This window comes from Microbacterium xerophyticum (assembly GCF_053543555.1).
Window position 1 is genome coordinate 788,843 of the sequence record NZ_JBLVOB010000007.1, and the last position, 11,035, is coordinate 799,877.

Below are 11,035 nucleotides of genomic sequence, written 5' to 3' on the forward strand. Positions count from 1 at the left end.
TGGTTCCTTTCAGGATGTTTCGCTGGCCGATCGACCAACTGCAATCCCATGGTTGCACTTCGATCATCCTATTGCAACCTTCAAGTTGCAGTTGGCAGAGTGAGGATCTCCGCACCGTCCTCCGTGATCGCGATCGTGTGCTCACTGTGCGCGGTGCGGCTGCCCGTCGCGCTCCGCAGCGTCCAGCCGTCGGCATCCGTGACGAGCTCGGCGGTGTCGGCCATCACCCATGGCTCGAGGGCGAGCAGCAGGCCGGGGCGGAGCTTGTACCCGCGGCCGGGGCGCCCGTCGTTGGCGACGTGCGGATCCTGATGCATGGTCGAGCCGATGCCGTGACCGCCGAACTCCATGTTGATCGCATAGCCGGCATCACTGAGCACGGATCCGATGGCATGAGAGATGTCTCCGATGCGAGCGCCGGGGCGAGCAGCCGCGATGCCGGCGGCGAGCGCGCGCTCGGTCGCATCGATCATCGCGAGGCTCTCCGGGGGACGCGCATCTCCCACGGTGAAGCTGATCGCGGCATCCGCCGAGATCCCGCGAAGGGTGACGGCGAGGTCGAGGGCGAGCAGGTCGCCGTCGACCAGACGATAGTCGTGCGGCATGCCGTGCAGCACCGCGTCGTTCACCGCGGTGCAGATGTAGTGGCCGAACGGTCCGCGCCCGAACGAGGGGGCGTAGTCGACGTAGCAGGATTGCGCTCCGGCATCCTCGATCATCTGCTTCGTCCAGCGATCGAGGTCGAGCAGGTTCGCCCCCGGCACGGCCCGCGTCTTCATCGCCTGCAGGATGTCGGCGACGAGCGCGCCGGCATCCCTGGCGCGGAGGAGTTCAGCGGAGTTCAGGATCTCGATCATCCAATAACTATACCGGTCATATCATCCCGGTATTAGAATCGGGACATGATGGTCAGGATGCCGCTCACCGCCGCCGAGGTCGCGCGCGGCGAACGCCTCGGAGCACTGCTGCGTCGCGCGAGAGGCGCGCGGTCGATGCTCGAGGTCGCGCTCGATGCCGGCGTCTCCCCGGAGACGCTGCGCAAGATCGAGACCGGGCGCGTGGCCACGCCCGCGTTCCCGACGATCGCCGCGATCGCCGACGTGCTCGGCCTCTCACTCGACACGGTGTGGGCCGAGATGGGCGGCGCAGACCGGGAGACGGCATCCGCCCGTAAGACGCGCGAGAAGCTGGCTTCGTAGCCGCCGCTAGCGGGTCGCCGGAGCACGATCGCCGGCAGCGCCGAGGTACGTCGCGACCTGCGATCCCGTATGGGGCGAGGTCTCGACCACCGCATCCACCTCGTACACGCCGCGGAGCAGTTCAGCGGTGAGGACATCGGCCGGAGGCCCCGCCGACCGGACACCGCCGTCGTGGAGCACCACGACCCGGTCGCAGAATCGCGCCGCGAGATTGAGGTCGTGCAGCGCGGTGATGACGGTCATGTCCAACGATCTGAGCAGGGCGAGCACGTCGAGCTGGTAGCGGATGTCGAGGTGGTTCGTCGGCTCGTCGAGCACGATCACGTCGGGATGCTGCGCGAGCGCGCGAGCGAGCTGCGCCCGTTGCTGCTCACCCCCGGAGAGGCTGCGCCAGGTGCGGGATCGATACGATGCCATTCCGGTCAATGCGAGTGCGCGTTCGATCGCCGCATGGTCTTCGCGATCGAGCGCCGCGAAGGTGCCGCGGTGCGGTGTGCGTCCCAGCGCGGCGGTCTCCTGCACGGTGATGTCGTCGTGCACCTCCGGCGACTGCTCGACGATCGCGAGCCGGCGGGCGATGTCGCGGCGCCGCAGGGTCCGAAGATCGCGGCCGTCGAGGGTGACCGTGCCCGCATCCGGTCGGCGCAGGCCGGCGAGGATGCGCAGCAGAGAGGTCTTGCCCGCACCGTTCGGGCCGAGAATGCCCAGCATCTCCCCCTGCCGCGCCTCGAACGAGACGCCCTCGAGGATCGCGGTTGCCCCCGCCGACCAGGCGATGGCACGGGCGGTGAGCACGGTCATCGTCTGGCCGCCTTGCGGAGCACGAGCGCGAAGACCGGTGCTCCGAGCAGCGCGGTGATGACACCGACCGGCACCTCGTGAGGAGCGAATGCCGAGCGGGCGAACGTGTCGACCCAGATGAGGAAGATCGCTCCTCCCAGCGCGGACAGCGGCAACAGCATCCGGTGCGTATGGCCGGCGAGCAGGCGGACGACGTGCGGGACGAGGAGGCCGATGAACCCGATCGCTCCGGATGCCGCGACCGCCGCGGCCGTCATGAGCGCGGTGAGGATCATCAGAGTCACCCTCGTGTGCGCGACACGGATGCCGAGCGAGGCGGCGGTGTCCCAGCCGAAGGTGAAGGCGTCGAGCGCCGGGGCGAACAGCAGACAGGCGACGGCGCAGATGACGATGACGACGGATGCGACGATGAGCGGCTCCCAGCGGGCACCGCCGAGCGATCCGAGCAGCCAGTAGGTGAAGCCCCTGGTCGAATCAGCGTCGCCGTTGAGCATGAGCACGAGCGATGTGACGGCCGAGAAGAACTGCGACACCAGCACTCCGGTGAGGACGACTCGGGACGGATTGGAGACCCGCCCTCCGCCGATCAGCAGCAGCACGATCGTGAAGGCGACGAGCGCTCCGCCGAACGCCCCCATCGAGAGGCTCACGGCGCCAGAGCCGAACCCGAGGATCATGACCGCGACAGCGCCGGTGGAGGCACCGGAGGACACGCCCAGCAGGTACGGCTCCGCGAGCGGGTTGCGGGTGATCGACTGCAGCACGGCGCCGGAGACGGCGAGGCCCAGGCCGACGGTCGCGGCGAGCAGCACCCGCGGCAGTCGTGATTCCCAGATCAGCGCGTCGATGAGCGGAGACACCGGAGGAACCGGGGCGAGCGCCTCGAGACCGAGATGGCGCAGGACGATCCCGATGACGTCGAGCGGGCCGATGCTCGCCGTGCCGACGAAGGTCGCCGCCACGATGGACGCGACGAGCGCCGCCGCGAAGAGGATGACCACGCCGGACGACCGCAGCCGTCGCCGCGTGCGATCGCCGGCGGCCGGGCTGGGTGGCGCGCCGACGGTGGAGGGCTGCGCGTCGACGGTCGAGGGCTGCGCGTCGTCGGCGGCGACGCTGCCGGTGTCGGAGCGGGCAGCGGCTGACGGATGCGGGGTCGGCATTGCGACCCCGGCATCCGTCTCGGTGACCCTCGTCATCGCCGTCCCAGGACGACGACGTCGTCGTAGTGGCGCCAGATGACACCGGTCTCGGAGAACCCGGCCGTGCGCAGCGCGCTCAGGTGCAGGTCGAGCGGAGCGTGCGGCGTGGGCGGGCGGTCCGCGAAGCGGCGGTCCCGCTCGGCTTTGTGCTGTCCGAGCTCCGGCAGCGCGACAGCATCCGCCCACCATTCGTCCCAGGTCTGCACGCCCTGCGAATGGGCGGCGCCCTGGGTGCGTTCGTCGTCTGCGGCGGAGAGCGCGCTGAGGAGCGGCTGCGCGGTGGGGTCGTAGCGCAGATGATCGGCGTCCATGAAGACCCCGTCCTCCGGCAGCAGCGCACCGAGTGCGGCGTAGAGCGCGACGAGCTGCGCGGGATCCAGCCAGTGCAGCGCGGTCGAGGAGACGGCGACGTGCGGTGGCCTGCCGGGCAGACCCGCTTCCCATCCTGACGCGGCGAGATCCGCGTCGAGAGCCGTGAAACGCTCACCGTATCGATCGCCGAGCCAGGTGGTGGCGACGGCGAGCAGGACCGGGTCGTAGTCGATGCCGATGACCCGGGCACGGGGGAAGCGCTCGAGCATCCGCTGCGACAGGCTGCCCGGACCGCAGGCGAGGTCGAGGGCGACGAGCCCTGATCCGTCGGATTCCAGGCCGGGCGTGGTCGCGCAGAGATGAGCGATGACGTCGAGCATGATCTCGAAGCGCTGTTCGCGGTTCGTGATGTACGCCGCCTGCTGGTCATCCCATCGGCGGACGAGGTTCGAGATGGCGTCGGTCATCACTTCTCCTCCAGGTCGACGAGCCCCTGGGCGACGGTCGGCAGGGCCTGGACGCTGTGGATCGAGGGGTCCATGTACTGGCCGGGCACGATGATGAAACGCTCATTGATGACGGCGTCCATCGTCGACGTCAGCGGGTCGCTCTTGAGGAAGTCGATCTTCTCCTCGGCGGTGTCACCCGGGTATCCGCGGGTGAGGTCGGCGAGCACGATCACGTCGGGATCACGCAGGGCGATCTCGTCCCAGCTGACCTCCGGCCACTTGGTGGCGGCGTCGTCGAAGGCGTTCTCGGCACCGAGCATCTCGGTGACGGTCTGCGGCAGGCCGCCAGGACCGGCGACGGACGGGGTGGATGCCGAGGCCGCAGTCGAGTAGAACCAGACCAGCTTCGGCGTGCCCTCGATCTGTTCTGCGATCTCGAGTCCTTCGTCGACGACGGCCTGCTGGGCTGCGACCACTTCTTCGCCGGTATCCGGCACGTCGAAGATCTGGGCGATCGTCTCGATCTCGTCGAAGAGCATGTCGAAGGTCGCGCCGCCTTCGACCGCCACGTGATACGTGCAGTCGAACTCGCTGAGATAGGTCGGCACGCCGAGGTCGTGCAGTTCGGCGCGCTCCCCCGCGTTCTCGGCCGTGAGGAAGGATGCGAAGGAGGAGTAGACGAAATCGGGTTCGGCCTGGAGGAGCGTCTCGTGCTTGAGGAGGCCGTCGGTCAGCAGCGGGATCTCGGCGTAAGCGTCGGCGATGTCGTCCCCGATCGGGTCGGTCTCGTACGAGGTGCCGGCCATGCGGCCCTCGAGCCCGAGAGCGATCATGATCTCGGTGGCGGACTGGTTGAGCGAGACCGCGCGCTGCGGGGAGCGCTCGATCGCGACCTCGGTGTCGCAGTTGTCGATGGTGAGCGGGAAGGCGTCGCTTCCACCGGCGGCGGCCGCCGCGTCGTTCGTGGCGGGCGCGGATGCCGTACCGCATCCGGCGAGGCCCAGCGTCGCCGCGGCGATCGCACTAATGATAATGATTCTCAGTCGCATGAACTGAGCGTATAGCGCCGTACTCGTCTGCGCGAAATCGGTTCAGTCTTCGCGCGCCCGACGCTGGGTCGCGAGCGAGGTTCAGTCGGGAACGGACCGCACGACGCGTGCAGGTGAGCCGACGACGATCGACCCTGCGGGCACGTCCTTGGTGACGACGGACGCCGCGGCGATCACGGCGTCATCACCGATCGTGACTCCCGAAAGAATGGTGGCGTTGGCACCGACCCAGACGTTGCGGCCGATCGTGACGGGCGCCGGGTGCATGTCTGCGCGGCGCGAGGTCGTGATTGAGGGTGGCGATCACGACGTTGTGCCCGATGAGGCAGTCGCCGCCGATGGTGATGCCGCCCTGGTCCTGGAACTTGCATCCGGCATTGATGAAGACCCGCTTGCCGAGAGTGATGTTGCGGCCGAAGTCCGCGGAGAAGGGCGGGAAGACGGTCACCGTCTCGTCGACGGGCTTGCCGATGAGCCGCGAGAGCAGCGCCCGCACCTCGGCCGGCTCGTGATAGCCGCCGTTGAGTTCGCCGGTGACGCGCATCGCCTCCTGGCTCGCGTGATGCATCACTTCGTGGAGCGGCGAGTCTCCGGTGATGGTGCGGCCGGAGTTCAGCTCGGCCAGAAGAGCTTCGATGTCCATGGTGCGCCTCCTGCTATGGGTCTCGTGATCAATCTGGGGCGTCCTGTCCGCGATAGCGAGCGGGACCAGCCTGAGCCTCGCACCATCGCGCCCGACGCCATGGCCCAGCCTCTCAGGCCGCGATGTCGAAGCGCGCGCGGCCACCGAGCCTGGGTGTGCGAGCGGAATCGACGTGAACCGGCGGGATGAACCAGACCCGTGCGTCCACCCCTGTGCCGTCGATGTGGATGTCCCATCCGTTGTCATGGATGCGATGGTGGCAGCTCTCGCACAGGAGTATCCCGTTGGAGAGATCGGTTCGCCCATGATGGCGTTTCCACCATCGCAGATGGTGCGCCTTGACCATTTCGGGCGGAAGGTTGCACATGGCGCATCCGCCGTCGCGCTCGGCGAGAGCCAGGCGTTGCGCCTTCGTGAAGAAGCGCTTCTTCCGGCCCCAGTCGAGGATCTCGCTGTCGCCACCGAGAACACAGGGGATCACGCCGCCGTCAGCGGCCATCCGCCGGGCGGCGGCTGCGCTGATGGGCTGGTCGATGCCGTCGATCGTGGCGGTTCCGGTGGCGGAGTCCAGGGCGTCGACGTGCATCCGCACGACCACGGTGGCTCCCGCGAGGGGAAGCTTCTCGCTCTTGCAGCCGAGCACGTGCGCGCAGAACAGGGCGAGCGCGTCGGCCTGCAGCATGGGCACCGTGCGACGGTCGGCATCCGGAGCATCCGGATCGGGTGCGTCTTTGCGGGCCGCGAACGCGGCGCTCACGTATCCGCGAAGCGCGGCGACGATCGGAGCACCCGTTTCGACATCGAAGTTGCCGTTGAGATGCAGCCGCCCACCGCGCTCGAAGAACGTGAGCGAACGCTTGCCCCGCTGCTCGTCCTCTCGCGGTTCGACACCATCAGGGTCGAGCCATGCCTCGACCCGCACGACGAGCCGGCGCACTTCGTCGAGCCCGAGACCGGGAGCGGCGTCGACCAGGAGCTTCTCACCCTCGGCCGTCCGCCCTGGTCCGGCGGCGACGCGGCACCGCTCCAGCACTGCGATGATCAGCGCTGCGGCCTGCGCGCTGAGAGTCCCTGCCTCCAAAGCCTCGCTCACCAGCGGGTACTTCGCCGGCAACCGCGCACCGAGCAGATCCGTTCGCGCCGCCGTCGCCTCGCCCACTTTGATCAAGCGGATCGCATCGCCGGTCGACACACCAGTGGACGCGGCGATCAGTTTCGCCGGCGTGCGGAATCCCTGCTGCTTCGCCAAGGAATCCGCGCCTAGCTCGGCGCGGGACTCACTCGCGATCCCCGCCGCGACGCCCACATGCACAGCATCCAGCCGACGCTGCAGCACACCGATCGTTTGTGTCACCGCGATCAACTGATCTCTCGAAAGATCGTTCGAGTCGCCAGCATCCGCCCAGGCCTCATCGAGGCGGGAGATCGCCTCGTGCAGACCGGTCAGCTTCGACATGTCTCAAGCGTACAGCACATTCTCCATTTTGTCGAACATTTGTTCGCATGAACGTGCCACGATCTCCTCCATTACGGCTCTCAACCCCGACCTGCCCACCTGGCTAGGATAGAAGTTATGTACGAAAACGTCGACGCCCAAGCACACCGGCGCACGCGATCGCCACCACCCCCGCGATCGGCACGATGAGAAGTCCCGCACGCAGTCCGGCGTTGTCGGCGATGAACCCGACGAATGGCGGCGAGAGCAGGAAGCCCAGTCGCAGAAGCCACGACACGATCGTGAGTCCGGCGCCGTGTCGAAGACCCGGCAGCGCATCGGCGGCCTGAAGAGCAGCGGGGATGAGAGTGGCACTGCCGAACCCGGCGACCGCGAAGCCGAGGATCGTTCCAGGGATCGTGGGGAAAGCCAGCGCCAGCCCCATCCCGACCGCGATGAGGAGTCCGCCGACCTGCGCGACGGCACGCTGCCCGAAGCGATCAACCATGCCGTCGCCGATCATCCGCCCGATGAACTGCGCGCCGACGAGGGCGATGTATCCGGTGGTGGCGATCGCGGCCGGTGCGGCGAGATCCGCACCGAGGTAGAGGGTCGCCCACGACATTCCGGCATCCTCGACGATCGCGCCGGCGATCGACAGCAGCACGAGTGCGAAGATGACGAACACGGTCTTTCCTGAGATACCGCGGCGCAGTGCACCACTGATCTCCGTTCCGCCGGCGATCGCCTCTTCCTCCGTCACTTCGTCGCGCCCCGGCAGGCACATCCGCAGCGCGACCAGCGAAACGACGCAGAACACGATGGCCGAGAGGCCCAGATGGATGCCGAGGGGCAGCGCCAGCGCGATCGCCGCAGCGGACATCGAGCCGCCGAGCACCGCACCGATCGACCAGATCGCATGGAAGGAGTTGATGATCGAGCGTCCGTATCCACGCTGCACGCGGAGACTGTGCGCGTTCTGGCCGACGTCGGTGATGGCATCCGCCGCGCCGCCGAGGAAGAGGCCGAGTGCGAAGAAAACGGCCGACGGCGCCAGGCCGGCGGCGAGGATGCCGAGGCTGGTGAGGATGGTGCCGACCACCGCCACCTTCGCCGACCCGAAGCGCCGGATGAGCACAGCTGCTCCGAGCCCTGCCACCATCGCGCCGGCCGGGAACGCCGCGATCGCGATTCCGTAGGTGGCGGCGTCGAGGCCGAGCTGCACCTTGATCTCGGGATAGCGCGGCAGGATGTTCGCGAACAACGCGCCGTTCGTGAGGAACAGGAGTGCGACGCCGATGCGTGCACGGCGCACGGCCGGGGCGACGACGATCGAAGAAGACATATGGACGATCGTACACGTGACGCGTACACTCGTACGCATGACGACGGATGCCGGCGCGAAGGCGCCGCGAACGAACCGGCGCTACGACCCGGATCGGCGAGAGCGGATCATCGCGAGCTGCCTCGATGTGATCGCAGAGCACGGAGTCGCCGGCACATCGCACCGGCGCGTGGCCGTCGCGGCCGGGGTGCCGCTCGGCTCGATGACGTACCACTTCTCGGGCATGGATGAGCTGCTGCGCGAGGCCTTCGGGCGTTTCAGTCGGGATATCGCCGAGCAGTTCGAGCGCAGACTCTCGGCAGCGACCACGGTCGACGAGGCCCGTGAGGCGGTTGTCATGCTGATCGCCGAAGACGTCTTCGGCACCGAACGCGATCTCGTCCTCACACACGAGCTGTACACCCTCGCCGCCCGCGAAGCGCCCTACCGCGAACTCACCAGCGGATGGATGGCCCGCAGCCGCGCCGCCCTCGAGCGGCACTTCGATCCGATCACGGCGCGGATGCTGGATGCCTTGATCGAGGGGCTGACGATCCATCGCGCGCTCGATGTCGTGCCGCATGACCGATCGGTCGCACGACTGGCCGTCGAACGGATCGTGGGCACCGCGCGGGGGTGAGAGCACGCGTGCATTGTCCGCCGGACAGTCTGTGGTCAAACTCCTCGCGTCACTGCGGCGTCACTGCGATCCCCACCGATGACGGCTCGGTGATGACTCGATTCGAGCATCGCCTCGAGGCGGCGAAGTGCGCGCACATGACGCGTCCTTGCGGTTGATTCGTTGATGGACAGCAGACGAGCAGCATCCGCGATGCTGAAATCGTCCCAGTAGATGAGCATCAGAAGCTCCCTCGCTCGCTCGTCGAGGCGCATCAGCACGCTTCGCACATCGCTGGCTCGTAACGCTGTCTCGGCTAAGGCATCCGCGGCGTTGTCAGGCTCGGGCACGTCGCGGAGACGAGTTCGTAGCGCGTTCGCGAGGTCGATCGATTTCACTGCTTTCCGGCGATGCTCGCGGAGCACGTTGCGGGCGATTCCGAAACACCACATTCTGGCGCCCTCGTCCGTAGTCGGCACCCGTGCACCCTTCTCCCACAGAACGAGGAACACATTGCCGAGCAGGTCCGCTGCATCCTCTCGCTGGTTCACTCGTCGCGTCAGATATCGGAGAAGATCGTCGGCATTGTCTTGGATGACGAGCTCGACCCAGTCGTGAATCTCCGGAGGGAGTGACCGTCGACGCATCAATGGAGTTGGCCTTTGCAATCCATGGTGCTGCCGGAGGACCATCCGTCGTGCATCAGGTCGTCAGGTATCTCCTCCCAGATCACTTCTGTGGCGCGGAAGAACGATGACTGGTCCCGCAGTTCCGGAGTATCGACTTCCCACTCGTCGTTGGGACCGGGAACGAACGGGTCGGCGATCGCTTCGTCGTAGATGCGCTGCCCGATGCCTGTCCAATCGTGCTCGTTCATGAACGCGGCGAGCCGCTCGTCGGCCGGGCTCCGATCGGCAGGATCGCCGAAATAGATCCCGAACCGACAACTGACCTCGACACCCGTGTCGGTCGTGTACACGATGGGGATCTCTGCGTCGAGCTCGACGTGCGTCCCGTTGATGCCCAGCTGGAGAGGAATCAGCACGGCCGCACCGGTCACAGCCACGAGAGCGACGAAGCCCATGGGGACCATTGCGCGTGGACGCTTCCACCACGAGCTCCGGCCCGCGGTTCCCGTCGCGGCCGCGGCCTGAGCATCGCGGGCCATACGCTGCACGAGCCCATGGAGTGTCGCATCCTCACCCCCGGCAACCGGATCGGCGGATGCGAGATCCGACTTCAACATTTCGTTCATCGCGCTCTCCTGATCATCGTCCCGTACAAAGGACATGACGGGCGCAGGCGAACCGTCTCAGAATCGCATCAGACGAGTGACGCGCCGCATGCCGGATAGGCGAACCCGCCGGCCGGACTCGTCGAGATGCCATGCGCGACCGCCTCGCGTCAAGGGCCCGGGCTCTATGACGCCGCGCACCTACCGTGAAGCGACATGGACAGTTTCATACACCTCGGGTTCGCCGTCGCATATCTCGCGCTCCTCGTCTGGGGCGTGTGGATGCTGTTCGCGCGACGCCGTGCGATCGTTTCCGATCTCTCCCTCCTGGTGGTGCTCGGTCTGGTCTACGACAACACCGTCATCGGTCTCGGTGCGGCCATCGGCGAAGGCGACGCACTCGAAGCGCTGAACGCCGCCCGCTACTGGCTGCACGCCTTCCTGACACCGCTGCTCGTTCTCGTCGCCTGGCATGTGCTGATCCGCACCGGACTGCGTTGGGCACGCACCACCTGGGCGGCGGTGGCGGCGCTCACCGCGACTGCGGCACTCATGGTCCACGAGGTGATCGTGGGTGCGCTGCCGATGCGACTCGTGGCGCAACGGGAGTACGGCGCGCTCAGCTACGGCAACGAGAACGCTCCAGGCGGACCGCCGGTCATGGTCCTCCTCGTCGCCCTCGCCCTGCTGGTGGCCGGCATCGTCCTCTGGGTTCGCGAGCGTTGGCCATGGCTCACCGTGGTCACCGTGCTGATGGTGGCCGGCAGC

12 protein-coding genes and 1 pseudogene are annotated in these 11,035 nt (G+C 67.4%); 3 read left to right on the plus strand and 10 right to left on the minus strand.

What is annotated here, in order from left to right:
* Window positions 1-80: 80 nt before the first annotated feature.
* Window positions 81-857 (minus strand): type I methionyl aminopeptidase, encoded by a 777-nt coding sequence (gene map, locus ACNPNP_RS15330; protein WP_448966887.1) that lies wholly within the window; start codon window positions 855-857, stop codon window positions 81-83.
* Between the two features lie 48 nt (window positions 858-905).
* On the opposite strand from map, the gene ACNPNP_RS15335 reads away from it, so the two are divergent.
* A complete protein-coding gene (locus ACNPNP_RS15335; RefSeq protein ID WP_448967270.1) occupies window positions 906-1,199 on the plus strand; it encodes a helix-turn-helix domain-containing protein in 294 nt (97 codons plus the stop codon).
* A 6-nt stretch (window positions 1,200-1,205) separates the two neighbouring features.
* On the opposite strand, the gene ACNPNP_RS15340 is transcribed toward ACNPNP_RS15335, so the two are convergent.
* The 7 genes and pseudogenes from ACNPNP_RS15340 to ACNPNP_RS15370 all read right to left on the minus strand — a co-directional run bounded on the left by ACNPNP_RS15340 (window position 1,206) and on the right by ACNPNP_RS15370 (window position 8,435).
* Complete coding sequence (locus tag ACNPNP_RS15340) at window positions 1,206-2,000, minus strand: ABC transporter ATP-binding protein (protein ID WP_448966888.1); 795 nt, start codon at window positions 1,998-2,000, stop codon at window positions 1,206-1,208.
* A complete protein-coding gene (locus ACNPNP_RS15345) occupies window positions 1,997-3,199 on the minus strand; it encodes a FecCD family ABC transporter permease (protein WP_448966889.1) in 1,203 nt (400 codons plus the stop codon). Before ACNPNP_RS15345 ends, ACNPNP_RS15340 begins: the two co-directional genes overlap by 4 nt.
* On the minus strand, window positions 3,196-3,981 hold the full coding sequence (locus ACNPNP_RS15350; RefSeq protein WP_448966890.1) for a class I SAM-dependent methyltransferase: 786 nt from the start codon (window positions 3,979-3,981) through the stop codon (window positions 3,196-3,198). Before ACNPNP_RS15350 ends, ACNPNP_RS15345 begins: the two co-directional genes overlap by 4 nt.
* Window positions 3,981-5,012, minus strand: a complete 1,032-nt coding sequence (locus tag ACNPNP_RS15355; protein WP_448966891.1) for an ABC transporter substrate-binding protein — start codon at window positions 5,010-5,012, stop codon at window positions 3,981-3,983. Before ACNPNP_RS15355 ends, ACNPNP_RS15350 begins: the two co-directional genes overlap by 1 nt.
* Before the next feature lie 81 nt (window positions 5,013-5,093).
* Window positions 5,094-5,655 (minus strand): annotated as a pseudogene (locus ACNPNP_RS15360) (DapH/DapD/GlmU-related protein).
* Between the two features lie 112 nt (window positions 5,656-5,767).
* Window positions 5,768-7,111 (minus strand): DUF222 domain-containing protein, encoded by a 1,344-nt coding sequence (locus ACNPNP_RS15365; RefSeq protein WP_448966892.1) that lies wholly within the window; start codon window positions 7,109-7,111, stop codon window positions 5,768-5,770.
* A 115-nt stretch (window positions 7,112-7,226) separates the two neighbouring features.
* Window positions 7,227-8,435 carry an MFS transporter gene (locus ACNPNP_RS15370; protein WP_448966893.1) on the minus strand — a complete coding sequence of 403 codons (1,209 nt, stop codon included), beginning with the start codon at window positions 8,433-8,435 and terminating at the stop codon, window positions 7,227-7,229.
* 37 nt (window positions 8,436-8,472) lie between these two features.
* Between ACNPNP_RS15370 and ACNPNP_RS15375 the strand changes: the two genes are divergently transcribed.
* The gene (locus tag ACNPNP_RS15375) at window positions 8,473-9,054 is read left to right on the plus strand and encodes a TetR/AcrR family transcriptional regulator (protein ID WP_448966894.1); all 582 of its coding nucleotides are present in this window, start codon (window positions 8,473-8,475) and stop codon (window positions 9,052-9,054) included.
* A 35-nt stretch (window positions 9,055-9,089) separates the two neighbouring features.
* Here ACNPNP_RS15375 and ACNPNP_RS15380 read toward each other — a convergent pair whose 3' ends face one another.
* The gene (locus tag ACNPNP_RS15380) at window positions 9,090-9,725 is read right to left on the minus strand and encodes an RNA polymerase sigma factor (RefSeq protein ID WP_448966895.1); all 636 of its coding nucleotides are present in this window, start codon (window positions 9,723-9,725) and stop codon (window positions 9,090-9,092) included.
* The gene (locus tag ACNPNP_RS15385; RefSeq protein ID WP_448966896.1) at window positions 9,680-10,288 is read right to left on the minus strand and encodes a hypothetical protein; all 609 of its coding nucleotides are present in this window, start codon (window positions 10,286-10,288) and stop codon (window positions 9,680-9,682) included. Before ACNPNP_RS15385 ends, ACNPNP_RS15380 begins: the two co-directional genes overlap by 46 nt.
* A gap of 195 nt (window positions 10,289-10,483) precedes the next feature.
* On the opposite strand from ACNPNP_RS15385, the gene ACNPNP_RS15390 reads away from it, so the two are divergent.
* Window positions 10,484-11,035, plus strand: a 552-nt coding sequence (locus tag ACNPNP_RS15390; protein ID WP_448966897.1) for a hypothetical protein, incomplete at its 3' end; no start/stop codon positions are given.

Coding starts and splice junctions, on each gene's coding strand:
- map (WP_448966887.1), bottom strand. CDS start 857: ATGATCGAGATCCTGAACTCCGCTGAACTCCTCCGCGCCAGGGATGCC.
- ACNPNP_RS15335 (WP_448967270.1), top strand. CDS start 906: ATGGTCAGGATGCCGCTCACCGCCGCCGAGGTCGCGCGCGGCGAACGC.
- ACNPNP_RS15340 (WP_448966888.1), bottom strand. CDS start 2,000: ATGACCGTGCTCACCGCCCGTGCCATCGCCTGGTCGGCGGGGGCAACC.
- ACNPNP_RS15345 (WP_448966889.1), bottom strand. CDS start 3,199: ATGACGAGGGTCACCGAGACGGATGCCGGGGTCGCAATGCCGACCCCG.
- ACNPNP_RS15350 (WP_448966890.1), bottom strand. CDS start 3,981: ATGACCGACGCCATCTCGAACCTCGTCCGCCGATGGGATGACCAGCAG.
- ACNPNP_RS15355 (WP_448966891.1), bottom strand. CDS start 5,012: ATGCGACTGAGAATCATTATCATTAGTGCGATCGCCGCGGCGACGCTG.
- ACNPNP_RS15365 (WP_448966892.1), bottom strand. CDS start 7,111: ATGTCGAAGCTGACCGGTCTGCACGAGGCGATCTCCCGCCTCGATGAG.
- ACNPNP_RS15370 (WP_448966893.1), bottom strand. CDS start 8,435: ATGTCTTCTTCGATCGTCGTCGCCCCGGCCGTGCGCCGTGCACGCATC.
- ACNPNP_RS15375 (WP_448966894.1), top strand. CDS start 8,473: ATGACGACGGATGCCGGCGCGAAGGCGCCGCGAACGAACCGGCGCTAC.
- ACNPNP_RS15380 (WP_448966895.1), bottom strand. CDS start 9,725: ATGGTCCTCCGGCAGCACCATGGATTGCAAAGGCCAACTCCATTGATG.
- ACNPNP_RS15385 (WP_448966896.1), bottom strand. CDS start 10,288: ATGAACGAAATGTTGAAGTCGGATCTCGCATCCGCCGATCCGGTTGCC.